Consider the following 26,400-nt stretch of genomic DNA (forward strand, 5'->3'; position numbering starts at 1 on the left):
AGCGTCGGTCCCGCGGTGCGAGTCTGATGGCGACCCTGTCCGCCGACACCCGTCGTCGTGCGCTCGACCGTCTGACGTCCGGCGATCCCCTGGATCTGCTGGTCATCGGCGGCGGTGTGACCGGCGCCGGGGTGGCGCTCGACGCCGCGACCCGTGGCCTGCGCGTCGCGCTCGTCGAGAAGGACGACCTCGCGGCCGGAACCTCGCGCTGGAGCAGCAAACTCGTCCACGGTGGTCTCCGTTACCTGGCCAGGGGTGATCTGCGGATCGCGCGCGAAAGTGCCGTCGAACGTCATCATCTGATGACCGCCATCGCTCCGCATCTGATCGCTCCCCTCCGCCAGATCATCCCCGACCGTGGCGGCAGGCAGACCTCGATCATCCGATTGGGCCTCCGCGCGGGAGATGTGCTCCGACGCAACGCCGGTACCCCCGACTCGCTGTTGCCGCCGCCGACCCGGGTGTCGGCGCTGGAGACCCTCGCCCGCTTCCCGGCGGTGTCGCCCCACGGTCTGCGCGGTGGTATCTCCACCTCCGACGGTCAGCTCGTCGACGACGCTCGGCTCGTCGTCGCCCTCGCACGTACGGCGGCTGGCTACGGCGCATCCGTCTGCACCCGGGTGCGGGCCGAGCGCGTGGACGGCCGCGGGGCCACCCTCACCGATCAGTTGACCGGTGAGAGCTTCGACGTCGGTGCGCGGATGGTCGTCAACGCCACCGGCGTCTGGTCCGGCGGCATCGATGATGCACTCGCCGTACATCCCAGTCGGGGAACGCATCTCGTCGTCGACGCGGCGCGGTTGGGATTCCCCGACGCCGCGCTGATGACCCCGCTCGGCACCTCGGTGTCCCGGTTCGTTTTCGTGATCCCCGCGCAGCTGGGGCGCGTCTACGTCGGCCTCACCGATGTCGCGGCGCCCGGGCCGATCCCCGACGTCCCGATGCCGGACGAGTCCGAGATCGACTTCCTGCTCGACGCCGTGAATCCCGCTCTCGCACGGCCGTTGGATCGCTCGGACATCATCGGCACGTTCGCCGGTCTGCGACCGTTGGTCGACACCCGCGGCGGCGGCCGCGACTCCGAGGCCCTCGCCGACGTCTCGCGGCAGCACCACGTCGGCGTCCGCGGCGATGGTCTCGTCAACGTCCTCGGCGGCAAGCTCACCACCTACCGGCGCATGGCCCAGGACGCCGTCGACGCCGCGCTCGCGACCACCGACCTCACCGCCGGGGACTGTGTCACGACCACGACCCCGCTGGTCGGAGCCCTGCGGAGTCCGCGCGAGCAGGGGCTGCCGGCTTCGCTCGTGCAGCGGTTCGGCGGGGAGGCGCCGGCGGTGGTGGACGCCGCCGTTCTCCCCGGTCCCCTGGATCCGATCGTCCCCGGCATCGATGTCACCCGCGCCGAAGTCGAGTTCGCGGTCACGCACGAGGGTGCCCTCGACGCCGACGACATCCTGCACCGGCGCACGCGGATCGGCCTCGTGCGAGTCGACGCCGACGCGGCACGGCCGGAGATCGAGCGGATCCTCGGCGAGATCCTCGGGTGAGCGCGCTCGGCGCCGGGTGAGCGTCAGTAACCCATGGTGCGCAGGGCGTCTGCGACGCGGTCGAGTTCGGACCGGCGTACGTCGAGGTGCGGGCTGATTCGGAGCACCGGATGCTCGGTCGCCAGCGGGGCGCGCCAGGTGTCCGCGGCGGTGACCAGGACACCGAGTGACAACAGCTTGTCGCGGGCCGCGGCGACGTCGTCGAACTGCCATCCGGGCGGTGGTGCGAGGGTGATGATCGCCGACGGCTCGTCGATCGGTTCGAGGACCTCCCAGCTCGCGATGCCGTGGAGTCGTTCGCGGGTGACCCGGCCGATCTTCGCGAGTTCGCGGAAGACGCGCTGCTGGCCGATCTCGAGCAACTCGCGGACCGCGACACCGAGTCCGAGGCGCCCGGCGATGAATGCCTCGGAACCGTCGATTCGTACCGGCCGCAACGAGTCTCGACGCACCGCGACGAACCCGACGCCACGCGGGCCGGTGAGCCACTTGCGGCTGGTGCCGTAGACGACGTCGGCACCGGTGACGGTGGGGACGTGACCGACCGACTGCGCCATGTCCACCACTACGGGCACACCGGCCCGATGCGCGAGTTCGACGATCCGCGTGACCGGCTGCACCACACCGGACATCGAGCCGATGTGGCAGACGTGGATGAAGTCGGGCTGCTCGAACTGCAGCATGTTCTCGAGCGCGTCGGTGTCGACGTGACCGTAGACGTCCCCGTCGGGCATGGTCCGTACCGCGTACCCGCGGCGCTCGAACTCCTCGAGGTTGGGGCCGAATTCGTTCTTCGCCACCCACACGGTCGATGTGACGGGCAGGCTCCAGTTGGTGAGGAGGGCGCGCAGAGCGGCGCGGGCGCTCTCACGGAAGACCACCTCGTCGCCGGTGTGTCCGATCAGGGCAGCGAGATTCCTTGTGTCGCGCGCGATCTCCTCGGCGCGGTCGTCGGCGGCGACATACGACCCGCGTTCGGTCTCCCGCCAGAGGTGCGCGGTCATCGCGCCGATCAGTGCGTAGGACGAGCGGCCCGCCGAAGCAGAGTCGAGGTGTGCCAGGGCTGGTTCGAGCCGGGCCGCATGCCACTGCTCGCCGAGATCGCTGACGTACATGGGCCACAACCTACCGGGTGGTCGAGGTGTCCACACCCATCGGGAACCGCACAGCGGGAACCCGGGCGCTGGGAACCGATCGATGGGAACCGATCGATGGGAACCGGATTGGGCCCCGTTGCGTCCAAGACCTCATGGACCCGGCGATCGAGTACTTCTTCGGGACCGGCGACGGTCCGACGACGCGCTGGTCCGGGACCGCCGACCTCGCGCTCGGGGATCCGCGGTCCGATGTCCTGGACGCGATCGGGCTCGACTTCGACGGCGACGGCCGTCGCGATGACGCGATGTGGGACACCGACGCCGACGGTGTCGCCGACGTCGCCGCCCTCGACACCGACGACGACGGCGCGCCCGACGCCTTCTACCGCGACTCCGGTGCCGGTCTGTGGGACCGGCCCGTCGCGCGAGCCGACCTCGTCGGCGAACAACTGCCGCGGCGCGACGTCCCCGAGCGGACTCCGCAACCCCCGCCGGCGCAGGTCACCCGGGTCGACCTCGACGACGACGGCGACCCCGACGTCGAGATCGTCGGCGCCGACCGGGGCGGCCGGATCGTCGGCGAACGACTCTACGTCGACTCCGACGGGGACGGCAGCCACGATGTGATGCTGGTGGACCTGGATGCGAACGGCGTGGCCGACGCCGCCTACGACAACCGGGACCCGCGGTTCACGCGGCGGGGTCGGTGACGGTGTGCCGCACCGTCGTGGGCTCGGCGGACCAGTGCCCACGCGGATGCAGGAGGCGCACCACGAGCATGCCGAGCAGGTACAGCACCACCCCGAGCACGACGAGCCCGACCGCCCGGCCATCGTCGGGGATCGCGAGGGCCGCGACGGTCACCGCACCCACGTAGGCGATGTTGAACACCGCGTCCTGCACCGAGAACACCTGTCCGCGCACCGCGTCGTCCACGTCGACCTGCATCGCCACGTCGCCACACAGCTTGGCGATCTGGCCGATGAGTCCGAGTACGAACGCCGACCCGCAGATCACCGCGAACTCGAAGCTGAGTACGGACAGCTCGGCGAACGCGCCGACGGCCAGTGCGGCGAGCAGCGTCACGTACCGGCCCACCCGTGCCACCGCGATCGGTGTGATGATCGCGGCGAGAAGCGCCCCCGCGCCGGTGAAACCGATGACCACGCTGACGCGGTCGACCCCGTCGCCGGGACCCATCTGGCGCGTCAGCACCAGGATCATCAGCGTGTTCATCCCGAACACCAGCCGGTGGGCCCCGATCGCCGACAACGCGGCGGCCACGGTCTTGTGGTGGACGACGGCGCGGGCACCGTGCCAGAGGCCGACCGAGACCGCGTGCACGGCCGAACGACCCGGGTCGTCGGGCTCGTCGGGACCGAGTTGCAGCGGACGGAACCGATGCGCCAGCCCGCCGGAGACGACGGCCAGCACGATCCCGGCGATCATCGTGAGGGCACTGCCCACGTTGTCGTCGCCGAAGATCGCGCGGAGTCCCAGGGTGATGCCGAGCCCGACGGTGAGCATCGCGCCGCCCAACGTCGTGAACAACGCATTGGTGGCGACCAGCACCTCACGCCGCGCGACGTGCGGCAGTCCGGCCGACAGTCCGGCCGCCACGAACCGGCTCGCACCCGTCGCGGCGAGGGCGGAGATCAGCACCACGACATCAGGTGCGCCGGAGGCGACGGCCAGTGCGACGAGCCCGATGATCAGCCCGCGCAGCAGGTTCGCGTACAGGAGGACGTTGCGTCGATCCCAGTGGTCGAGCAACGCGCCCGCGAACGGGCCGATGAGCGAATACGGCAGCAGCAGCACCGCGAGGCCACCGGCCACCGCGAGCGGATCGGCATGGCGCTCGGGGTTGAACAGGATGCTGCCGACCAGCGCGGCCTGGAAGATCCCGTCGGTGATCTGACTGGACAACCGGACCGACAACAACCGGCCGAGTCCCGGCGACGAACGGAGGGAGTGGACGAACACCGACCACCCGCGTTGGTCACGGGTCACCTGGGTGCTGCTCACCGATCCAGCCTACCGAGCTGACGATGGACGCCGTCGGCCACGGACGTGCGATGATGGTCGGGTGGCCGGAGGTGAAGACGCAGACGATCCCACACCGGAATCCCGCCCCGGAGAACACTCGGCGGACAGCGGTGGTGGTGCGCGTATGCCCGGCGTCCCTTGGGATGCCGACCCCACGCCGCGGGTGCGTCCGGGCACCGCGCTGATCGCCTCGACCGATCTCATCGAACCCACCTTCGCCCGGACCGTCATCTACGTCATCGAGCACAACGAGTCGGGCAGTCTCGGGGTCATCCTCAACCGGATGAGCCAGACCGCCGTGCACAACCTCCTGCCGCAGTGGGCCGACATCGCAGCCTCGCCGCGCGCCCTCTATGTGGGCGGGCCGGTGAACCAGGAGGCGGCGCTGTGCCTGGGCGTGGTGAAACCCGGCACCGACATCGACGACGTGCCCGCCCTGCGTCCGGTCGACGGCCGGGTCGTCCTGGTCGATCTCGACGCCGACCCCGAGCCCCTCGCCGAGATCCTCGAGGGTGTCCGGATCTTCGCGGGCTACAGCGGATGGGGCATCGGGCAACTCGACGATGAGCTCGACCAGTTCAGCTGGATGGTCGCCTCGGCACTCCCTCGCGACCTGCTCGCGCCGCCGGCGTCGGACGTGTGGTTCGACGTCCTGCGCAGGCAGGCCTGGCCGAAACCTCTCCTCGCGACCCACCCGATCGATCTCAGCGTGAACTGAGTCCGTCCGTCCGGACGGTGATGCTGAGCATTGCCTGAGACACCCGGTGATCCACGTCACCGGCGGGGTGTTAGGTTGTGGACGCTCGATCAATTTTTCGCTGGACAAGCCGTGGATTGTTCCAGCGCATGACATGCGGGGGTGTGCATGAGCGGGTCGAAGAGTGCGCGGGTTCTGGCCGGGGTGATCCTCGCGGTGGTCGCGCTGGTGGCGCCCATCGCCGTGGCGGGCGCTGCCCCGGTCGGACCCACCGGCGGCGCCGACGGGGCGCGATGGGCGGCGAGCCACGACGGCCCGCAACCCTATGCCGGCGTCAATGTCACCTGGGATGTGCCGATCCGGATGAGTGACGGCACGGTTCTCCGGGCCAACGTGTACCGCCCGGCCGACGCTCGCGAGCGTCCCACGTCGACGAAGACGCCGGTCATCGTCAACATGACGCCCTACACCAAGCTCATCACCACCGTCGGTTCCGCGGTGATGCAGAACCCGGTGCTCGAGCCCTACCTGCTGCAGATCGCGCGGTCGATCAACCTGTCCGGCACGCCGATCGACGGCATCAACGACATCGCGCACACCATCCGCGACGGCGGCGCGAAGACCTTCCTCGTCGATTTCGATCTCGTGCGCAGCGGCTACACGCAGGTCGTCGTGGATGTGCGCGGCACCGGTTTCTCGCAGGGAGTCTGGGACGTCTTCCAGTCGCGGGAACAGCGCGACACCATCGAGGTCATCGACTGGGCGTCGAAGCAGCGGTGGTCCAACGGCAAGGTCGGCATGTCGGGTGTGTCGTACTCGGCGATCAACCAGATCCAGGCCGCGAACAAGAACCCGAAGGCACTCAAGGCGATCTTCCCGGTCGAGCCGGGCGGCGACCTCATCCGCGACATCGTCGCGCCCGGCGGCGCTCTGGGTGTCGGCTTCCTCCCGCTGTGGCTGACGCTGGTCAACACCACCAAGATGATCCCGAACGTCGCGTCGATGCTGAACGGCACCTTCGACTGGAAGTGGTTGGCGGACCGGATCTCCGACCCGTTCACCTTCTACCCACAGCTGTTCGCCGCACTGCTCACCCCCGACATCCCGTCGGTGCCGCCGAACCTGAAGGCGTTGCTGGACAACAACTCCGAACCGAGGTCCGCGTGGCTCGACCACGCCGACCGCATCACCACCCCGACGCTCATCTACGGCGGCTGGTTCGATCTCTTCACCAACAGCGAAGTCCGGATGTACAACAACATCCCGTTGCCGCCCGGCAAGAAGCAGTTGATCATGGGCGACGGGTATCACCTCACAATCGGCGGCGGCCAAGAGGGCCGGCGGAACACCCCACCCCGGTTGGACGTCCTGCAGAAGGCGTGGTTCGACAAGTGGCTCAAGGGAATCGACAACGGTGTCGACCGCTACGGACCGGTCAATCTCAAGCAGGTCGGCGACTCGTGGATCACCGCCCAGCAGTTCCCGCGCGCCGGGATGGAGCGCCAGCGGCTCTACCTCGATGACCGGCGCAGCGGTACCGCGGCACACGCGGTCCGGGACGGCAGCCTAACTCCCGTTGCACCCACATCCCGCGCTCGGTTGACCATCGCGCCCGGTCTGGCGACGATGTGTTCGCGCGACGCCGCACAGCAATTGGCCGGTGCCCTGGCGATCTTCCCCTTCTGCGCCGACGACGCCCGCATCTCCGAGCGCGCCGCACTGACGTTCACCACTCCCCCGATGACCACGACACGCAGCGTGTCCGGGTACGCCAACGTGCGGTTGAACACCGTTCTCGACGCCACCGACGGATACTGGACCGCCACCCTCAACGACGTCGCTCCCGACGGGACGTCGAAGGTGCTGACCTCCGGTCAGGTGATGGCGTCGCTGCGCGGATACGACGAGGCGAGGTCGCGGTTCGCGCCCAACGGCGACGTGATCGATCCGTTCTACGAGCTCACGTTGGCGTCACGCCAACGCGTCGTGCCGGGCCGCCCGGTGAGTGTCGACATCGGCCTGCTGCCGACCGAGGCACTCATCAAACCGGGCCACCGCCTGCGGATCGACGTGTTCGCGATGAACTTCCCGCGCGGTCTGCCGTTGCGTCCGCTGTTGAACGAGTCCGGACTCCGGCCGCAACACATCCAGCTCGACCCGAACCGGCCGAGCTTTGTGAACCTGCCGCTGTCGACGCCGGTGGGACCCCCTGCTCCCTGAGGAGCGCCCGGAGCTTGCGGAGGGCGCGTCACGAAGGGTCTTCGCAACCCGACTCACCAGGACCCTTCGTGACGCTCGCAAGCTCGCTCCTCAGGGAGCGGGTGGTGACGCCCGCGAGCTCGCTCTCAGTATCTACGGCTTGGCGGTCGTGGACTACGAAAGAACCCGTTGTGTCGGAGCGGGCCCAACCTCCGCTCCCTGAGGAGGCCGGAGCTTGCGGAGGCCGTCACGAAGGGTCCTGGCGAGATGACGTCGCCAACCCTTCGAGGCCCGTCGACCTCGACGCGCTCCTTCGTCGCTTGCTCGGCCCGGCGGCCAACGCTCCTCGTACCTCAGTATCTGCGGCCTGGCTGCCGTCGTGGGGTCGAAAGAACTGCATCGTTGCCGCCCTATCTTGAAGCGCAATCTCTGCCGAACTTGCGCTACTCGCGTGCACTGTGGCGCCGCATTCTCGTGACCGACGAACTTCAACTCGACTCCTAGACTTCGATCGAAGTCCATCGGTCGAGTTGAAGTCTGCCGGTCGCGGGCCCGGCGCCCTCCGTTGTTATCTGCTCTACCCGCAGGCCGCTTTGCGGACTCCGGAACCGCTGAACTGGCGTTCTTTCGGATCAGGGAGCCGGGGTGGGCGCGCCGGCCGCTTCGGCGTCGTCGGCCTGCCGCCCGTACCGAGTGGCCAGCCACGAGCAGATCATGAGCTGGATCTGGTGGAAGATCATCAGCGGCAGCACGATGAGGCCGACGGTGGTGCCGGCGAACAGGACGGTCGCTATGGGCAGGCCGGTGGCCAGGCTCTTCTTGGTGCCGCAGAACTGGATGGCGATCGTGTCGGCGCGGTCGAAGCCGAGCCGCTTCGGGAGCCAGCCGGTGATCGCGAGCATCACGATGACGAGCAGCAGCGAGATGACGGTCACGGCGATCACCTGACCCACCTCCACCGACGACCAGATGCCCTGGACGACCCCCTCGCTGAACGCCACGTAGACGACGAGCACGATGGCGCCACGGTCGGCCAGCTTGGTGATCTTCGCGTGCCGGGTGAAGAACGGGCCGACCCACCGGCGGGCGAGCTGCCCGAGCAGGAACGGCACCAGGATCTGCGCGACGATCTTCAGGACCGACGTCGCGTCGATGCTGATGTCGCCGGCGTTCTGCATCAGCGCGACCACCAGCAGCGGGGTCAGGAAGACGCCGAGGATGTTCGACGTGGATGCGCTGACGATCGCCCCGGCGATGTTGCCTCGGGCCATCGAGGTGAAAGCGATCGAGGACTGCACCGTCGATGGGACCAGGCATAGAAAGAGCAGTCCGGCATAGAGGTCCTCGCCGATCAACGGCTCGACAACCGGTTTCAGCGCCAGTCCCACGATCGGGAAGACGATGAACGTGAACGCGAGGATCGTGACGTGCAGCCGCCAGTGCCGGAGACCTTCGAGCGCCTCGCGTGGATGAAGTCGAGTGCCGTAGAGGAAGAACAGTGCGGCGATCGCGACGATCACCACCCAGTCGAGTGCCTCCGCCGCCGCGCCGCGAACCGGCAGGAATGCGGCCACCGCGACGGCGATGCAGATGGCCAGGATGAAGCCGTCGATCGGAGAACGATCGAGGAGATTCTTGAGAGTACGCATGGATGTGCCCCGAGATCAGTGATGTGAGACGACGCCGGCCGCCTCAGGCCTGGGCCGAGTCGCCTGCGCAGACGCCGCGCAACGAGCAGGCACCGCAGCTGCTGGTGCCGCAGTCGGCCGCCGGGGCCGAGGGGTTCTCGTCGGCGGCATGGCTGTGGGCGTCGCCGCCGGAACAGCAGGAACAGCCCTCGTCGTCGGCGGGTACGGCTGCAGCGGCGCGTACCCCGATCCCGCTGACCAGTCCGACCACCACGAGCGCGGCCACCAGCGCGACGAGTCCGAAGGCCAGTGCCCACCCGCCCGGGACGGCAAGGGTCGCGATGGCCCCCAGCGTGAGGATCACCGACGCGCCGAGAGTGCCCGGTCCGGCGATGCGGTTGGCGATGCGGAAAGCCTCGTCGGACCGCATGGTCTCCGCGGAGCGAACGCCGATCCAACGATTGCGCGGGAGGGTGCCGCGGAGTCCGCGGATTCCTACCACCGCCCAGAGTCCGGCCAGCACGAAGAGCAGTACGGCAACGGCGACGGACACGGCATTCACGACCCACAGCATACGACCGTGCGTCGTACCGAAGTGAATCGGTATCTGACGAGCCGGTGCCGCCCACGTCGGAGGCGACCGGATTGGGGGCGGCGACGGACAGGATTTACCCTGGTCGCGTGACTTCAGCCGAGAAGACGAGCGGCGACACCGCCGGCACGACCGCCCACCGCTACACGGCGGCGGTCGCCGGCGAGATCGAGCAGCGCTGGCAGCAGACCTGGTCCGACGAGCACGCCTACGAGGCGCCGAATCCCGTCGGGCCGCTCGCCGGTGACCTGTCCGCCTTCGGCGGCGGGGACGCCGACGCCGCCGACAAGCTCTTTGTGCAGGACATGTTCCCCTACCCGTCCGGCGCAGGCCTGCATGTCGGCCACCCGCTCGGCTTCATCGCGAGCGATGTCTTCGCGCGCTACCAGCGGATGACCGGCAAGAACGTGCTGCACACGATGGGCTTCGACTCGTTCGGCCTGCCCGCCGAGCAATACGCTGTGCAGACCGGCACCCATCCGCGCACCACCACCGAGCAGAACATCGAGCGCTACCTGGGCCAGATCCGACGGCTCGGGCTGGGCCACGACGAGCGCCGTCGGGTGGCCACCACGGACGTGGACTTCTACCGGTGGACCCAGTGGATCTTCCTGCAGATCTACAACGCCTGGTACGACACCGACCAGGGCAAGGCTCGGCTCATCTCCGAGCTGGTCGACGAATTCGCTTCGGGTGCACGAGCATTGGGTGGAAAGCATGAGGGGCGCCGCTGGGCCGACCTCTCCCCCGCCGAGCGCACCGAGATCCTCGACGACCATCGCCTGGTGTACCTGAGTGATTCGCTGGTGAACTGGTGCCCCGGACTGGGCACCGTGCTGGCCAACGAGGAGGTCACCGCCGACGGCCGCAGTGACCGCGGCAACTTCCCGGTGTTCCGGAAGCATCTGCGGCAGTGGATGATGCGGATCACCGCGTACTCCGACCGGTTGCTCGACGACCTGGATCTGCTGGACTGGCCGGACAAGGTCAAGACCATGCAGCGCAACTGGATCGGACGCTCGCGCGGTGCCCAGGTTCGCTTCGACGTGCCCGGCGTCGGCGGCATCGAGGTGTTCACCACCCGTCCCGACACCCTGTTCGGCGCCACCTACATGGTTCTCGCGCCCGAGCATCCGCTCGTCGGCGACCTCATCACCGGAGCATGGCCCGAGGGCACCGATGATCGCTGGACCCGCGGCGGGGCCGACCCCGCGGCCGCGATCGCGGAGTACCGCGCGTCGATCGCCGCGAAGTCCGACCTCGAGCGCCAGGAGAACAAGGAGAAGACGGGTGTCTTCACCGGGAGCTTCGCCGTCAATCCCGTGAACGGAGAGCAGGTTCCGGTCTTCGTCGCCGACTACGTCCTCATGGGCTACGGCACCGGCGCGATCATGGCGGTCCCGGCCCACGACGCCCGCGACCATGAGTTCGCGACGGTGTTCGGACTGCCGATCCGCGAGGTGATCGGCTCCGACACCGACATCGCCACCGAGGCGTACGTGGGCGACGGACCCCTGGTGAACTCCGGGTTCCTCGACGGTCACAATGTCGAGGACGCGAAGGCGGCGATCGTCGAACGTCTCGAAGCCGACGGTATGGGCACCGGGAGAATCCAATACAAGCTGCGCGACTGGCTGTTCGCCCGTCAGCGTTACTGGGGCGAACCCTTCCCGATCGTCTACGACGCCGCCGGCCAACCCCACGCGCTGCCGGAATCGATGCTGCCGGTGGAGCTTCCGGAGGTCGACGACTATGCGCCGGTGTCCTTCGACCCCGACGACGCGGACAGCGAGCCGTCGCCTCCGCTGGCGAAGGCCACCGAGTGGATGACGGTGGAACTCGACCTGGGCGACGGCGTGCAGACCTACACTCGGGACGCCAATGTCATGCCCCAGTGGGCGGGCAGTTCGTGGTACCAGCTGCGCTACATCGACCCCACCAACTCGGAAACCCTGTGCGCCAAGGAGAACGAGGCGTACTGGATGGGGCCCCGGCCGGCACTGCACGGCGAGAACGACCCGGGTGGCCTCGACCTCTACATCGGTGGCGTCGAGCACGCGGTGCTGCACCTGCTGTACTCGCGGTTCTGGCACAAGGTCCTCTTCGACCTCGGATACGTCACGAGTCGCGAACCGTACCGAAAGCTGTTCAACCAGGGCATGATCCAGGCGTACGCCTACACCGATTCGCGCGGCATCTATGTGCCCGCCGAAGAGGTCACCGAAGAGAACGGCGAGTTCTTCTACAACGGTGAGAAGGTTCGCCGGGAGTACGGCAAGATGGGCAAGTCCCTGAAGAACTCGGTGGCGCCCGACGACATCTGCCGCGACTACGGTGCCGACACGCTGCGCGTCTACGAGATGTTCATGGGTCCGCTCGACCAGTCACGGCCGTGGGCCACCAAGGACGTGGTGGGGTCGCAGCGATTCCTGCAGCGCATCTGGCGACTCGTCGTCGACGAGGAGTCCGGTGCGCTCCGGGTCGCCGACACCGAGCTCGACGACGACACGAAACGGTTGCTGCACAAGACGATCGCCGGCGTCCGCGAGGACTACGACGCGTTGCGCAACAACACGGCGGTCGCCAAGCTCACGGTGCTGACCAACCACCTCACCAAGAACTTCGAGAAGACCGGCGCCCCGCGGGAGGCCGTCGAGGCGCTGGTGATCATGCTGGCTCCCCTGGCCCCGCACATCGCCGAGGAGCTGTGGCACCGGCTGGGTCGGGAGACCCTGGTGGTGCGGACCGCATTCCCGGTCGCCGATGAGGAGTGGCTGGTCGAGGACACCGTCGAGATCCCGGTTCAGGTCAAGGGCAAGGTCCGCAGTCGGATCACCGTCCCGGCCGACGCCGACGAGGAGACCCTGCGTGCCGCCGCGCTCGCCGACGAGAAGATCGTCGCGCTCCTCGACGGCGCCGAACCCCGCAAGGTCATCGTGGTGCCCGGTCGGATGGTGAACATCGTTCCCTGACGGCACCTCTCTGATCCGAGTGGGCCGTACTCATGCTCCCTGAGGTGCGAGCGAAGCGAGCCACGAAGGGCTCGCAAGGTGTCTCACCAGGCCCTTCGTGGCTCGTCGCTTTCGCTCCTCGCACCTCAGGGACCAGAGATCGACGCTCGCTCCTCAGGGATCCTAGGCCGGTCGTATCTACTTCGGCGGCAACTTCCGCGCGTAGTTCGAACCGATCGCAATCCAGCGGGAGAGCTGGCGGTCGGTGGCGATGCCGGCGTCGTCGACGCGTAGCCATCCCCGGAGCTCGCGTTCCGACATCACCATCGGCCGGGTGTGCGGGTACTCGAGGAGGCTCTCGGTCTCCTCGGGTGCGACGCGCACCATGATCCCGCCCTTGCCGCTGGCAGCGACGGCCATGTTGCCGTTGATCAGAAAGGCCAGCCCGCCGAACATGCGCTTCTCGTCGAGGCCGCACTCGGTCGCCAGCAGAGCACGGATGCGGTAGGCCAGTTCCTCGTCGTACGCCACCGGTCCACATTATTCGGCTTCGGTCACGAACCGGGACTTGGCAACGAACTTACTGCGCAGTAAGGTACTGCCATGGCGATCAACCTGGAGCTCCCGAAGAAGTTCGATTCGACGGTCGAGCGCACCCACATGGCTGCCGAGCACCTCTTCCGGCCGATCTCGCGCAAGTACGACCAGGCCGAGCACGAGTACCCGGTCGAACTCGACGAACTGGCGAAGCTCGCCAAGCAGAGTCGCTCCACGGAGAAGTCCGCCGACGCCGAGAAGTCCGCCTCCGACGCTCCGTCGGTGAACGGCGCGAACATGCGCGGCCTCCTGTCGGCTCTGGAGATGAGCTGGGGCGACGTGGGCCTGCTGCTCTCCATTCCCGGTCAGGGCCTGGGCAATGCCGCGATCGCGGCCGTGGCGAACCCCGAGCAGCTCGAACGCTTCGGCGACGTATGGGCGGCGATGGCCATCACCGAACCGAGCTTCGGTTCCGATTCGGCGGCGGTCTCCACGACCGCGACCCTCGATGGCGACGAGTACATCCTGAACGGCGAGAAGATCTTCGTGACCGCGGGATCGCGCGCCGACCACGTCGTCGTGTGGGCGACCATCGACAAGAGCGTCGGACGCGCGGCCATCAAGAGCTTCGTCGTGCCGATGACCACCGAGGGCGTCACCGTGGCCCGCCTCGAGCACAAGCTGGGCATCAAGGCCTCCGACACGGCCGTCATCCGGTTCGAGAACGCGCGGGTCCCCGCCGAGAACCTGCTCGGCTCGCCGGAGATCGACACCAAGAAGGCCTTCGGCGGGGTCATGCAGACCTTCGACAACACTCGTCCGGTGGTCGCCGCGATGGCCATCGGGCTCGGTCGCGCCTCCCTGGAGGAGCTGCGTCGGATGCTGGAGGAAGCGGGTCACGAGATCGACTACGACCGTCCCGCGTCGTCGCAGCACGCCACCGTCGCCGAGTTCATCCGCCTCGAATCCGATTGGGAGGCCTCGTGGTTGCACACGGTGCGGGCGGCGTGGATGGCAGACAACAAGCAGCCCAACTCGACCGAGGCATCGATGTCGAAGGCGAAAGCCGGTCGGACCGTCACCGACATCACCAACAAGACCGTCGAGATCGGTTCCACGGCAGGCTATTCCGAGACGTCACTGGTGGAGAAGTGGGCGCGTGACTCGAAGATCCTCGACATCTTCGAGGGAACCCAGCAGATCCAGCAGCTGATCATCGCCCGGCGCGTGTTGGGGAAGAGCTCAACCGATCTGACCTAAGACTCTCTGGAGTCGGCCGCAGTCAACTGGTCGCGACCGCCGAAGAACGCACCCGAAGAACTCATTTCGACCGCCAGACCTTGATCGAAGTCTGGCGGTCGAAATGAAGTCTGGGTGTCGTCGAACGTCCTCAGACCTGCGCGATGAGCCACGCCGCGATCGTCGCAGCGTTCGCGCGGTCGGTGGCCACGCCCGCATGCCCGGTGAACCGGTCGGAGTACGTGACGCGCACCCCGGCGCGCCGATAGGTCTGCACCAGACCGGACACCAGCGGTTGCGGCGACACGGTGTCGACGGTGCCCGAGTCGATGCGGACCGGTAGCCCCCGATCGAAACGCAGTTGGTCGACATCGTTGTCGCGCAACACTTTCAACAATGCGGCCTTCATCTCGTCGCCGCGCGGTCCCAGGAGCTGGGCCGGTGCGAGGCCGCCGAACGAGTCCGGTGAGGTCAGGTCGGCGTAGCAGCGGGCCTCGACCTGCGGACGGAGCCTGCTCGCCGCCGCGCTGAGCCCGCCGTTGGACATCAACTCGTCGAACTCGGGATCGGCTGCGGCCGCGCCATACCCGATGAGAGCGGCCAATCCCATCAGTTCGTTGATCGCGGGACCGGACACCGGAACGTGGGACGCCCCATCGAGGAGCGCGGCCACCTGCGTCGGCGGTGCGAGTGCCGACACCGCGCGGAGTCGGAGGTCGCCCCATTCCGATAACGGCCGCGCCGCGGCGGCCAAGGCGGCGACGGCGCCCTCGGAATGCCCGGCCACGACGACGTCGCGGCCGATCCGTCGGTCGTGATCCGCGACAGCCAGCGCCATGTCGACCGTCGATCGCGCCAGCGAGTCGCCGATGAGATACGGGTGCGGCCCGGGCCCGCCGATACCCTCGAAGTCGGGCCGTGCCACGGCGAATCCGGCGTCGAGCAACCGGCCGACGATGCCGTCACCTGACGTCATGCGGGGAAGTTCGGAATGACCGGCATGGGCCTGCGACGGCGCGCATCGGTCTGCAGCGCCGACCGTCATGTGATTCCACACGGCGAGCGGCCAACCCCCGGCGGGCGGCCGCGTCGACGGTGTGAGCAGCGTGCCGGTCATCTCCGTCGGGAGACCGCGGACGGACGTCGAGCTGTATCGCACGCGCAATGTCGAACCCGCTTGGGGGAGTGCGATGACCGGGTCCGTCACGGTCTCGGAGTCGACGATGCGCGGGACAGCGTGAACACCGGCCGCCGAATCCGGCCCTGGACCTCCCGCCCTGGCGGGAGCCTGCACGGTCAGCACCGTGGCGAAGGTCAACGCGACTCCGACGACTGCGGCGAGAAGCCGTCGGCCGCCGATCGATCTCGTGTCCTTCGCAAGCAGGGTGGGCACCGTCACCCGTAGCAGAGTAACCGGGATCCGGGTGCGCCGCGCCGCCTCTGCGGGTCGCAGCACAGATCAGCGCAGGAGACGTTGGCGCAGTGCGGCTTCGCGCGCGAGCCGTTCGGCGTCGCGGCGGCGGCGCTCGGCCATGATCGCCGACAACACGTCTTCGAACGGGGCGCCGGGCGGGGGAGCGGGTGCGACGAACGGCGCGACGTCGAACACGATCCTCCGGGCGGCATGGGCTCTCGGCTCGGGCTTCATGCCGTGGCGGCCGTTGAGGAACTGGCGGATGATCACCGCGAGTGGGTCGGGGAGGGCGGCCATGTCGGCGGACACGGCCCACGAGTGCAGGCCGGGTGGCATCTCGATGGGTGCCTGCTCGACGAGCCGGTGGCGGTCGCGGATGACGTAGGTCCCGGCGAGCAGGTCGCCCAGGCGCTTGCTCTTGCGCGAGATCGCCGCCGAGATCAGCGCTGGGAGTCCCAGGCACGCATACAGTTCGACGAAGCCGACTAGTGCTCGGGTCAGGGAGTGGCGGAACCCGGTCGGGCCCGCGTCATCGCGGACTGTTCGGAGGCCCAGGACGAGGTGTCCCACGGTCTTCCCCGGGGTCACGGTCTCCAGCAGCGTCGGGAGTGCGACGACGGCGACGATCGGGATCAGGGTGTTGATGGTTCCCCGCCACGCCTCGCTCGCCTCGCCGGCGACCTTGAACGACATCCACCACAGGAACAACCACAGTCCGAACCCCAGCAGGACGTCGATGATGCCGGAGAGAATCCGGTAGCCGAGGTTCGCCGGCGGGAGTGCGAGAGCGACCGCCTCGCCGGAGACGAGGTCGTTGCGTCCAACTCCGACCGTCGTCGTGGCGCCCGCGCCCCATGCGACCGGACCGGGCCGGCCGGCGACGGGTGCGCCCGGGCCCGCGGGGGGCCGAGGCGGCACTGGACGAGACATCACGCCTCACCCTACGACGCAATTCGTCGACAGGGCATCGGGAACTCACAGCCCCGACGTCCGCTGAATGACACGTGCCGCGGAGGTGAGAATGCCCGATACGCTGGCCGAGTGGATCTCGACGCCTATGTGTCCGCGCACCGCGCGACGTGGGAGCGGCTTGACGCGCTCTCCCGGCGCCGCCGACTCACCGGTGCCGAGGCCGACGAGATGATCGACATCTATCAGCGGGTGGCCACCCACCTGTCGGTCATCCGGTCGACGGCGCCCGATGCCTCGCTGGTGGCATACCTGTCGGGCCTCCTGGCCCGCGCCCGCGGTCGCGCGACCGGAACCCGGGTCAGCACGCCGGCGACGGTGATCGAGTTCTTCACCCGGTCGTTCCCCGCGGCCCTGTACCGGATGCGCTGGTGGTGGCTCTCGGCGATGGGCGGATCGCTCGGTGCGGCCGTGATCATGACGTGGTGGGTCCTGGCGCACCCGCGGATCGAGAGTTCGTTCGCATCGCCCGCGGAGATCGAGCGTCTCGTCACCAACGACTTCGAGAACTACTACAGCGAATACGAGGCGACGTCGTTCGCCGCTCGCGTGTGGACCAACAACTTCTGGCTGGCCGCGCTGTGTATCGCGTTAGGGGTCTTCGGGTTCCCCGTGATCTGGATGCTCTATACGAACATCCTCAATCTGGTGGTCGTGGCGTCGATCATGATCCGGCACGGTCGTGGTGACCTGTTCTTCGGACTGATCCTGCCGCACGGAATGCTCGAACTGACCTGTTTGTTCGTCGCTGCGGGCGTGGGCCTGCGGATCTTCTGGGCCTGGGTGGCCCCGGGGAATCGAACGCGTGCAACGGCTCTCGGGGAGGAGGGCCGAGCAGCGGTCGGTGTCGCGCTGGGTCTGGTCGTCGTGCTGCTGCTGTGCGGGGTCATCGAAGCGTTCGTCACGCCGTCCCCGCTGCCTACCTGGGCCCGGATCGGGATCGGCGTGACGGCGTGGACGCTGTTCATGGCGTACGTCTTCGTCGCCGGGCGCCGCGCGTACGAGTACGGCGACACCGGCGATCTCGACGAGGCAGCTCGCGGGCTCACCGTCCCGACGGCGAGATAGCGGCCCGTCGACGTCGAACCGGAATCGAACGACGCCTACGATCACCGGAAAGGGTCGACGACGACGAAGGGGAACACTCTGATGGCAACTCGCAAGGGATCACTCGACGCTGTTTCGCTGCTGGGCGGGGGACTGGCCGCCACCGGGGTTGCGCACTTCATCAAGCCCGAGATCTTCGGCCCTATCACCGAGCCGGTATTCCCCGACGACACCACCACCTGGACCTACCGCAACGGTGCCTGCGAGACCGCTATTGGCCTCGCACTGGTGTCGCCGCGGACCCGCCGGCTGGGCCTGGCCGGGCTGGCCGGTTACGTCGGGTTCCTCGGTTACCGGGCGGCTCTCGCGAAGAAGTGACCGTGGGGCGGAGGTGACGCCGCAGAGTGCGGGATCAGAACCGTCCGAACTCCGCCATCGCGTCGGCGAGGGTCATGCCGTTGCGGATGGCGGCACGGACGTCGATCTCCTTCTCCGTCATGGTCTCCGCTGCCTCGAGCACGACGTCGACGATCCCAGCGGGGATGACGATGACACCGTCGTCGTCGCCGAGGATGAAGTCGCCGGGCTCGATGACGACCGGTTCCCCGGATGCGCCCGGCAGGGTGACGGGTTGCTGCCACGTCTCGACGCGCCAACGGCCGCTGGTCTGCACCGAGGTCGGATAGCGGGAGAACGTCGTGAAACCGATCTCGTGGAGCCATCTCTTGTCGCGCACACCGCCGTCGACCACTGCGCCGACGGAGCCCCGCTGCATCATGCCGATCGCGACGAGTTCACCGAAGTAACAGACGCCCCGGCCGTTCCCCTGCCACACGGAGACCTCGTCCGGGCCGATCTGGCTGCACGCCTGCGCTTTCAGCGGGTCCCGTCCCGGGGCGGCGCTCGTCGCGCCCGAGATGGTGAACGCCCAGCCGGCCAGCCGTTCGCGTCCGGCCGCACACGTGAAGTCGGTGCTGAGCGCCTGATCACGGTGACCCAGGTCGTCGAGGACGTCGGCGACGTTCGCGACGTCGACGGCGAGGAAGCGGGAGCGGATGAGTGCGCGGTCGGTGCTGGTGCGCATGGGCATCGGCGGCTGACTTTCGGTGAGGGCGGGCGAGGAGCGGGGAAGGAACTGCTGTCGCATCAGGTGTCCTGACGCGTGCGCATCCGCAGGCGGCGGAACGCGGTGAACAGGACGACGACGGCCAGGACTCCGTAGAGGACCCAGGTGATCGCGCTGCCCACCAGCACACTCGGATCACCGCCGCTCGACATCATCGCGTTGCGCAGGCTGGTCTCGGCAAGGGGGCCGAGGACGACGCCGATCATGACGGGGGCGAGCGGGAAACCATAGCGCCGCAGCAGATATCCGACGAAGGCGATGGCGATGACCAGGATGAGGTCGGTGATCGCGGCCGAGGTCGCGTAGACACCGAGCACGCAGAACACCGCGATCCCCGCGTAGAGGTAGTGCCTGGGGATCAGCAGCAGTTTCGCCCAGATGGCGGCGAACGGCATGTTGAGGATCAGCAGCATGACCAGGCCGATGAACAGGCTGGCGATGAGCGTCCAGACGAGATCGGCGTTGCGCTCGAAGAGCAGGGGGCCGGGCTGCAGGCCGTACTGCTGGAATGCGGCCAGCATGATCGCCGCGGTGGCGGAGGTGGGCAGACCCATCGCGAGCAGGGCACCCATCGCGGTGCCCGACGTCGCGTTGCCCGCCGCCTCCGGACCGGCGACACCGCGGATGGCGCCGTGACCGAACTGGGGGTCGGGTCGTTTGCGGTCGAGACGACGCTCGGTTCCGTAGGCGAGGAACGTCGGCACCTCTGCGCCGCCGACCGGGATGACGCCGAAGGGGACGCCGAAACCGGTGCCGCGCAACCACGCCGGAAGCGCCTCGCGGAACTCGGCGCGCTTGAGGAAGGGCCGCCCGATGACGGCGTCCGCGTCCGGCGCACGCGTGCGATGGATGCGGGAGGCGACGTAGAGGACCTCGCCCAGAGCCAGGGTGCCGACGGTGATGACGATGATGCTGATGCCGTCGAACAACTCGGGCGCGCCCATCGTGAAGCGCTGGGTGCCCGAGATGCCGTCGATCCCGATGACCGCGAGGATCAGCCCGATGAGGAGTCCGGTCAGACCCTTGATGACGGAGTCGGAGACCACCGAGGCAATCGCGATGAAGGCGAAGACGGCGAGGGCGAAGTATTCGGCGGGACCGAACTGGATGGCGAGATCGGCGAGCTTGGGTGCGAAGAACACGACGATGGTCGTCGCGATCAAGCCGCCGATGAAGGCGCCGATCGCGGCGGTGGCGAGGGCCTGGGCGGCGCGCCCGCGTTTGGCCATCCGATGGCCCTCGAATGATGTTGCGATGGCGGTGGACCCGCCGGGCGTGTTCATCAGGATGCCCATGGTCGAGTCACCGAACAGGCCGCCGAAGTACACGCCGGCGAACATGATGAACGCGGCGGTGGGGTCGAGGGTGAAGGTCACCGGCAGCAACAGTGCGACGGCCATCGCCGAACCCAGGCCCGGGAGCACACCCACCGCGGTGCCGAGCAGCGCGCCGATGAAGACCCAGAGCAGGTTCATCGGGGTGAGTGCCTGGGAGAAGCCCTCCAACAGGAGTGAGACGTTGTCCATCAGAACAGCCCTCCCAGGACGCCGGCGGGCAGGTTCAGCCCGAGACCCGCCGAGAAGAACGCCTGCACCGCACAGGAGACGACGAGCGACACCGCGATGTCGAGGACCGGACGGGTGGAACCCATGGCGTAGGCGACGATCCAGAACAGCAGCGCAGCGGACAGGATCCAACCCAGCGGGATCAGCAGCACGGTGAAGGCGATGAGTCCGGCCAGGACGAGACCCAGTGCACGCCAGTCACTCTGCGTTCGCCACTGACCGGTCGCGGGCGGCACGATGTCGGGATCGGGCTCGTCGGGGTGACGCAGGGTCTGCACGGTCAGGAGTCCGGCGATCAGGTAGGCGCAGATCGTCAGGATGATCGGGAAGAACGCGGGCCCGGGAGTCGCTGCGCTACCCGGGATGTCCATCCCGATGATGCCGGCGGTCAGGTAGACGGCAAGTGCGAGCATGAGGCCCGCGACGACCAGACCGCTTCGGCCGGTGAGCGGTCGGCGCGCGCGGTCCGATCCGTGTCCGTCGTCGAGCGTCGTGCCGGCGGGCTGTACCGCCGCATTGTCAGTCGTCATGATGGGCTGCCTTCACTGCCAGTACGGGGACCTCGGCGTCGATGAGGATGCGCTGTGCGTTCGAGCCGAGCAGGAGTTTCCCGACCCGCGACCGACGGCGCAGGCCGACGACGATGAGATCGGCGGACAACTCCTCGGAGACGTCGATGAGTTCGGCGGCCGGATCGGAATCCTCGCGACGATGGCCGATCCAGCGAATCGCGGTGTTGTTGCCGGCGTTCTCGATAGGGGCGAAGTCGGGCTCGGGAATGCCACCGTCGTCGTCGACAGCAGGGGTTTCCATGTCGAAGACGATCAGTTGAGAGCTCTCGTTGCGCGCGAGGCGCCGGCCGTGTTCGAAGGCCGCTCGACCTTCGGGGGTGTGGGCGAAAGCGACAAGGATGGGCATGGGTTCTCCGTGATGTCGTGTGGGGCAGAAGTTGTGCAGTGCAGGTTCGGCGACCGCCGGTCAGTCAGTACCCGAGGTCGGCCCAGATGCCGCGGACGAACTCCGATTGCTGGTCGATGACCTGGTCGAATCCGGTGCCCGGCGTGAACGTGTCGGACCAGTTGTTGCGCTGCAGTGCATCTCGCCACTCGGGTGATTCGACGACTTCGGTGACGATCGCCTCGAGTTCGGTGCGCTGGTCATCGGTGATGCCCGGCGGTGCGACCACCCCGCGCCAGTTGGTGAGGGTGACGTCGTAACCCAGTTCGGACAGGGTCGGCAGATCGATGGCCGGGACCGGCTCGGGGGCCGAGATCGCCAGCGCGCGTAGATTTCCGGCGGTGATCTGGTCGACGAAATCCTCGTAACCACTGACCGAGGCCTTGATCGTCCCGGACATGAGTGAGGTCGCCAGTTCGCCACCACCGGAGTAGGCGATGTAGTTGACCGCGGCGGGGTCTATGCCGTTCTCCCGAGCCATCTGGCTGATGATCATCTGGTCGACGCTGCCCAGCGAACCGCCACCGAACGTGAAGTTCTTGGGGTCCTTCTTCCATTCGGCCATCAGCTCTTCGATGGTCGTGATCGGAGAATCAGCCGGTACGACGACGACGTCGTAGTCATCGGCGAGCCGCGCGATGGGGGTGACGTCTCCGAGATCCACGTCGGACCCGTTGATGTTGATCGCGCCCAGCATCGTGATGCCCATGACCATGATCGTGGTGGCGTCGCCGGTCATCCCCGCGAACTGGCTGAGTCCGATCGTGCCGCCGGCACCGGGGATGTTGACGACCTGCGAGTTATTGACGATGTTCTGGGCTCGCAGCGCCTGCTGCATCTCGCGCGCCGCACCGTCCCAACCTCCACCGGCGGCCGCGGGCGCGATCAGGGTCAGTTGCGATCGCGCGTCGGCGCCGCCCTCGCTCCCGGCCGCGTCGACGACGCCGACGACGACGATCGCCGCGGCGACCAGTGCGCCGAGTGCTTTGACGAGAGTGGGAACACGTCTCGGCGGGCGAGGTGCCGGGGTCTTGTCGGCCGACTCGTCGGTGCCGGGGGATGGTGCGGTCATGCGGTCCTCGTCTTCGTTCGGGGTCGGGTCCCGAGGCCGAGGGCTACCAACATCGTCTGACTCGATTCTGCTGCGGATGTGAAGACAACTTCGTCGGTGGTCACATCGGAAGTGTTGGCGTAACCGTCGTCACAGTCACGCTTGGGCGCATAAGTATCGTTTTGCGCTTTTCGCGCGCGCTCGGCGTCGCACAGTTATAGATTATAACCTATGACCGTGACGCAGGACACAGGGGTTGGAAAAGTGGCAGCGGCCAGGTCAGCCGGCGACGGGGTCCTCGGTGAGCGCATCGATGGCACGACGTCCGAGACTGTTGCCGATGTGCTCGCGCATCACCGCGTCGGCACGCTCGGCGTCACCGTCGGCGACGGCCTCCATGATCGCCCGGTGCTCGGCGGTGACCCGCGACCGGTCGTCGGGTGAATCGCCCCGGTGGGAGAGGCCGATGACTCGGTAACGATCTGCTTTGTCCCAGAGTCGTTCGAGGATGTCGATGAGAACGGGGTTGCCCGACGCGCGGTACACCGTGCGATGGAATTCCCGGTGTCGGACAAGGGCATCGACATCGGACGCACTGGCAATGGGCGAGAGGCGATCGAAGGCATTGCTGATGGCGGCGATGTCGGCCGCCGTTCGCGTCCGCGCGGCGAGCGCCGCCGCGAGCGGGTCCAGGTTCTCCCGTACCTGGTAGAGGTGGCGCGCCTCATTTGCCGATACGGGGGTCACCCGCGCGTCTCGGTGGGCCTCGAGTTCGACCATGCCCTCGGCGGACAGCCGGCGGATCGCCTCGCGGAGGGGAGTCGTGCTGACGCCGATCTCGGCCGCCAGCTTGGCCTGGGGGATCACCGCGCCGGCCGGCAGGACCCCGGTCAGAATTCGCCGTTGGAGCTCGGCGTATGCGTAATCGTTCTTGGTGAACATCCCGCCTGGCGTGGTCATGGCGGGCCTCCCGGCAGTGGTCATGGGACGTCGAGGTGCGGCAGCGCCGGACGCCGCGATGATATCATCGGTGGTGCAAGTTATAGGTTATAACCTATGGTGGGATGCATGAGTGGAGCTGAACGCCGCGCGCAACCCGATCTGCCGGTCGTCGATGTCGAGCGGCGGGTCGGGTCCGACGTGTACCGGCAGTGGCCCACGGTGGTCCGTCTACTCGCCGAGAACGTGACTCGCCATGCCGACGCCGAGACGCGCGATCGAGCCCTGGACGACATGACCCGCTGGCTTCGCGCCGGCACCAGCGACGCCGAGATCCCGTATGTGCCGGGCCGGTTGCTGATGCACGACACCACCAGCACGCCCGCCCTCGTCGACATCGCCGCGATGCGTGACGCGGTTGCCGCCCGAGGTGGGGATCCGACGGCGTTGAGTCCCCGCCTGCCGGTGGAGGTCTCGGTGGACCATTCGCTCGCGGTCGAGTCGTTCGCGCGCCGCGATGCCGCCGCGGCCAATCTCGCCCACGACATGCGCCGCAACGCGGAGCGGTATCGCTTCCTGGCCTGGGCGTCGAAGACGATGGACACCGTGCACATCAACCCGCCGGGTACCGGGATCATGCACACGATCAACCTCGAACAGCTCGCCACCGTGGTGACGGTGGAGAAGGTCGGTGGCGTCGACCACGCGGTGCCCGACATGATGCTCGGTACGGACAGCCACACGCCCATGATCAACGGGCTCGGTGTATTGGGCTGGGGCATAGGAGGTCTGGAAGCCGAGACGGTGATGTTCGGCATGCCGACCACACTGCGGATCCCCGAGGTCGTGGGAGTCCGCCTCACCGGGACGCTCTCCGCGGGCGTGCTGGCCACGGATCTCTCGCTGGTCGTCACGCACCGTCTGCGCGAGCTCGGGGTCACGGGTGAGTTCGTCGAGTTCTACGGGCCGGGCGTATCGGCACTGACGGTGGGCGCACGGGCGGTGATCGCCAACATGGCCCCGGAATATGGTGCCACCACCGGGTTCTTCCCCGTCGACGCACAGACCGTCCGATACCTGGCCGACACCGGACGTACCGCAGAACACTGCGAGCTCGTCGAGTCGGTGACACGACGGCTCGGGCTGTGGTTCGACCCCGATGCCGAGCCGCGTTTCACCCGCACGATCGACATCGACCTGGGTGCGGTGGTCCCGTCGGTGGCCGGTCCGCGTCGCCCGCAGGACCTGGTCCCGGTGACCGAGTTGCCGTCGACCTTCGACGCCGAGGGGCCTTCTCGATGCGACGACGACATCCCGATGCCCGCCTTCCCGATCGCCATCGCGTCGATCACGAGCTGTACCAACACCTCTGACCCGCGCCTCCTCATCGCCGCGGGTCTGGTCGCCCGCCGCGCACGGGAGCGAGGGATGCGGGTGCCGGAGTATGTGAAGACCTCCCTCGCGCCGGGTTCGCCCTCTGCCGCCGGCGTGCTCGAGCGGGCCGGTCTCGCCGACGATCTGTCCGCGGTCGGCTTCGACATCGTCGGATTCGGTTGTGCCACCTGCATCGGCAACTCGGGACCGCTGCCGGCGGAGATCACCGCGGTGGCCGAGGCGCACACACGAAAGCCGGTGGCTGTGCTGAGCGGCAACCGCAACTTCCCCGGCCGCGTCCACCCGGACCTCGAACTGGGCCTGCTGATGTCGCCGCCGATGGTGATCGTCTTCGCACTCGCCGGTGACGCGGCCATCGATCCCACCGCGGAACCGATCGGCGTCGACGCCGACGGACATGACGTGCTGCTCGCTGATCTGTGGCCCGCGCCGGAGGAGATCGACGCGCTCACCGATGCAGCGCGGCGTCCGCGTGATGTCGTCGACGATTTCGTCTCCGCGTCCCGCAATCCGGCATGGGACGCACTCGATGTGCCGGATGGGCCGCTGTTCCCCTGGGACCCGTCGTCGACGGCCCTGCGGCGTCCTCCTTTCGCCGATGACGGCTACGCGCACACCATGCTCGGGGAGTACACCGCGCATCCCCTGCTCGTGCTCGGCGACGACATCACCACCGACCACATCTCCCCGGCCGGGGCGATCAAGCCCGACAGCCCGACCGGTCGATACCTTGTGGAGCGAGGTGCGGAACCGGGCGACCTGAACGTCTACGCCTCCCGGCGAGGCAATTGGGAAGCCATGTTGCGGGGCGGCTTTCAGAACAAGAACGTCCGCAACGCGCTCGCACCGGATGCGGCTCCCGCGCACACCGTGCATGCGCCTACCGGCGACGTCGTGTCCCTTCCGGAGGCCGCTAGCCGGTACGCCGACGACGGCGACGCGGTGGTGATCGTGGCGGGGGAACGGTACGGCATGGGCAGCTCGCGCGACTGGGCGGCGAAGCTGGTGCGTCTTCTCGGAGTGCGGGCCGTGCTCACGCGCAGTTTCGAGCGGATTCATCGGTCCAATCTGATCGGAGTCGGCGTCCTGCCGTTGCTGATTCCTGCTGACGTCGACGGCGGGTTGCAGGACCTGCAGCCCGGAGACCGACTGCACGTCAACGGGACTGCCGACGCCGTCGACCGCGGGACGGTGGCGGTCGTCGTCCGGCGGATCGACGGTTCCGAAATGCGTTTCGACGCGCAGGTGGCCGCCGAGACCGAACTGGATCGTCGGCTTCTCCGACGCGGCGGAGTCATCCCCAGCATTCTCGACGAGCAACTCGTGCGGTGACCTCGCGGGCCGGGGGGTGGCAACGCGTAGCTGCCAGCGAATTCACAGTGATCGGTCAACCCCCTCATA

Annotated in this window: 22 protein-coding genes; 9 read left to right on the forward strand and 13 right to left on the reverse strand. The window is 68.0% G+C overall.

Translation table 11 applies throughout. The annotated features are described in order from the left end of the window. The first annotated feature begins 26 nt into the window (after nucleotides 1–26). Nucleotides 27–1,550, forward strand: a complete 1,524-nt coding sequence (locus tag JW364_RS12160) for a glycerol-3-phosphate dehydrogenase/oxidase (RefSeq protein WP_078113889.1) — start codon at nucleotides 27–29, stop codon at nucleotides 1,548–1,550. Nucleotides 1,551–1,573: 23 nt separating this feature from the next. Here the strand turns inward: JW364_RS12160 and JW364_RS12165 are convergent, their stop codons facing one another. Then, entirely contained in the window at nucleotides 1,574–2,665 is a 1,092-nt protein-coding gene (locus JW364_RS12165; RefSeq protein ID WP_058253763.1) for an aminotransferase class V-fold PLP-dependent enzyme, read from the reverse strand. 134 nt (nucleotides 2,666–2,799) lie between these two features. Here JW364_RS12165 and JW364_RS12170 point away from each other — a divergent pair, with 134 nt between their 5' ends. Next, nucleotides 2,800–3,357 (forward strand): hypothetical protein, encoded by a 558-nt coding sequence (locus tag JW364_RS12170; RefSeq protein WP_058253774.1) that lies wholly within the window; start codon nucleotides 2,800–2,802, stop codon nucleotides 3,355–3,357. On the opposite strand, the gene JW364_RS12175 is transcribed toward JW364_RS12170, so the two are convergent. After that, a complete protein-coding gene (locus JW364_RS12175) occupies nucleotides 3,338–4,672 on the reverse strand; it encodes an MFS transporter (RefSeq protein WP_058253762.1) in 1,335 nt (444 codons plus the stop codon). The two genes, JW364_RS12170 and JW364_RS12175, sit on opposite strands and share 20 nt — an antisense overlap. Nucleotides 4,673–4,817: 145 nt before the next feature. Between JW364_RS12175 and JW364_RS12180 the strand changes: the two genes are divergently transcribed. After that, complete coding sequence (locus JW364_RS12180) at nucleotides 4,818–5,411, forward strand: YqgE/AlgH family protein (protein ID WP_240199018.1); 594 nt, start codon at nucleotides 4,818–4,820, stop codon at nucleotides 5,409–5,411. 147 nt (nucleotides 5,412–5,558) lie between these two features. Next, entirely contained in the window at nucleotides 5,559–7,610 is a 2,052-nt protein-coding gene (locus tag JW364_RS12185) for a CocE/NonD family hydrolase (protein WP_205333768.1), read from the forward strand. A gap of 611 nt (nucleotides 7,611–8,221) precedes the next feature. On the opposite strand, the gene JW364_RS12190 is transcribed toward JW364_RS12185, so the two are convergent. Together JW364_RS12190 and JW364_RS12195 are read right to left on the reverse strand one after the other, a co-directional pair. After that, nucleotides 8,222–9,238: a bile acid:sodium symporter family protein gene (locus JW364_RS12190; protein ID WP_078113891.1), complete on the reverse strand. Its 1,017-nt coding sequence runs from the start codon at nucleotides 9,236–9,238 to the stop codon at nucleotides 8,222–8,224. Between the two features lie 43 nt (nucleotides 9,239–9,281). Continuing rightward, complete coding sequence (locus JW364_RS12195) at nucleotides 9,282–9,791, reverse strand: SdpI family protein (RefSeq protein ID WP_065630867.1); 510 nt, start codon at nucleotides 9,789–9,791, stop codon at nucleotides 9,282–9,284. A 107-nt stretch (nucleotides 9,792–9,898) separates the two neighbouring features. On the opposite strand from JW364_RS12195, the gene leuS reads away from it, so the two are divergent. Then, complete coding sequence (leuS, locus tag JW364_RS12200; protein ID WP_205333769.1) at nucleotides 9,899–12,781, forward strand: leucine--tRNA ligase; 2,883 nt, start codon at nucleotides 9,899–9,901, stop codon at nucleotides 12,779–12,781. 177 nt (nucleotides 12,782–12,958) lie between these two features. Here leuS and JW364_RS12205 read toward each other — a convergent pair whose 3' ends face one another. Continuing rightward, nucleotides 12,959–13,291 (reverse strand): TfoX/Sxy family protein, encoded by a 333-nt coding sequence (locus JW364_RS12205; protein WP_065630869.1) that lies wholly within the window; start codon nucleotides 13,289–13,291, stop codon nucleotides 12,959–12,961. A 72-nt stretch (nucleotides 13,292–13,363) separates the two neighbouring features. Here JW364_RS12205 and JW364_RS12210 point away from each other — a divergent pair, with 72 nt between their 5' ends. Further along, nucleotides 13,364–14,557 carry an acyl-CoA dehydrogenase family protein gene (locus JW364_RS12210; RefSeq protein WP_205333770.1) on the forward strand — a complete coding sequence of 398 codons (1,194 nt, stop codon included), beginning with the start codon at nucleotides 13,364–13,366 and terminating at the stop codon, nucleotides 14,555–14,557. A 130-nt stretch (nucleotides 14,558–14,687) separates the two neighbouring features. On the opposite strand, the gene JW364_RS12215 is transcribed toward JW364_RS12210, so the two are convergent. Further along, nucleotides 14,688–15,935 (reverse strand): lipase family protein, encoded by a 1,248-nt coding sequence (locus JW364_RS12215; RefSeq protein ID WP_205333771.1) that lies wholly within the window; start codon nucleotides 15,933–15,935, stop codon nucleotides 14,688–14,690. Nucleotides 15,936–15,995: 60 nt separating this feature from the next. After that, entirely contained in the window at nucleotides 15,996–16,880 is an 885-nt protein-coding gene (locus JW364_RS12220; protein WP_205333772.1) for an RDD family protein, read from the reverse strand. Nucleotides 16,881–16,991: 111 nt separating this feature from the next. Between JW364_RS12220 and JW364_RS12225 the strand changes: the two genes are divergently transcribed. Continuing rightward, nucleotides 16,992–17,987 (forward strand): stage II sporulation protein M, encoded by a 996-nt coding sequence (locus JW364_RS12225; RefSeq protein WP_205333773.1) that lies wholly within the window; start codon nucleotides 16,992–16,994, stop codon nucleotides 17,985–17,987. 81 nt (nucleotides 17,988–18,068) lie between these two features. Beyond that, nucleotides 18,069–18,344, forward strand: a complete 276-nt coding sequence (locus tag JW364_RS12230; protein WP_159371745.1) for a hypothetical protein — start codon at nucleotides 18,069–18,071, stop codon at nucleotides 18,342–18,344. A 34-nt stretch (nucleotides 18,345–18,378) separates the two neighbouring features. Here JW364_RS12230 and JW364_RS12235 read toward each other — a convergent pair whose 3' ends face one another. From JW364_RS12235 to JW364_RS12260, 6 genes are all read right to left on the reverse strand, one after another. After that, the gene (locus JW364_RS12235) at nucleotides 18,379–19,113 is read right to left on the reverse strand and encodes an RraA family protein (RefSeq protein ID WP_240199019.1); all 735 of its coding nucleotides are present in this window, start codon (nucleotides 19,111–19,113) and stop codon (nucleotides 18,379–18,381) included. Next, entirely contained in the window at nucleotides 19,113–20,618 is a 1,506-nt protein-coding gene (locus JW364_RS12240) for a tripartite tricarboxylate transporter permease (RefSeq protein ID WP_205333774.1), read from the reverse strand. Before JW364_RS12240 ends, JW364_RS12235 begins: the two co-directional genes overlap by 1 nt. Next, the gene (locus JW364_RS12245) at nucleotides 20,618–21,187 is read right to left on the reverse strand and encodes a tripartite tricarboxylate transporter TctB family protein (protein WP_205333775.1); all 570 of its coding nucleotides are present in this window, start codon (nucleotides 21,185–21,187) and stop codon (nucleotides 20,618–20,620) included. The genes JW364_RS12240 and JW364_RS12245 overlap by 1 nt, the downstream gene beginning before the upstream one ends. Further along, nucleotides 21,177–21,575, reverse strand: a complete 399-nt coding sequence (locus JW364_RS12250) for a universal stress protein (RefSeq protein WP_165629334.1) — start codon at nucleotides 21,573–21,575, stop codon at nucleotides 21,177–21,179. Before JW364_RS12250 ends, JW364_RS12245 begins: the two co-directional genes overlap by 11 nt. Nucleotides 21,576–21,639: 64 nt before the next feature. Then, the gene (locus tag JW364_RS12255; protein WP_205333776.1) at nucleotides 21,640–22,686 is read right to left on the reverse strand and encodes a tripartite tricarboxylate transporter substrate binding protein; all 1,047 of its coding nucleotides are present in this window, start codon (nucleotides 22,684–22,686) and stop codon (nucleotides 21,640–21,642) included. Between the two features lie 258 nt (nucleotides 22,687–22,944). Further along, a complete protein-coding gene (locus JW364_RS12260) occupies nucleotides 22,945–23,625 on the reverse strand; it encodes a GntR family transcriptional regulator (protein ID WP_165629336.1) in 681 nt (226 codons plus the stop codon). A gap of 108 nt (nucleotides 23,626–23,733) precedes the next feature. Here JW364_RS12260 and acnA point away from each other — a divergent pair, with 108 nt between their 5' ends. Further along, the gene (gene acnA / locus JW364_RS12265) at nucleotides 23,734–26,331 is read left to right on the forward strand and encodes an aconitate hydratase AcnA (RefSeq protein ID WP_205333777.1); all 2,598 of its coding nucleotides are present in this window, start codon (nucleotides 23,734–23,736) and stop codon (nucleotides 26,329–26,331) included. The last annotated feature ends 69 nt before the right edge of the window (nucleotides 26,332–26,400 follow it).

The organism is Gordonia sp. BP-119 (assembly GCF_016924115.1).
In the GTDB taxonomy this organism is placed as follows: domain Bacteria; phylum Actinomycetota; class Actinomycetes; order Mycobacteriales; family Mycobacteriaceae; genus Gordonia; species Gordonia hongkongensis.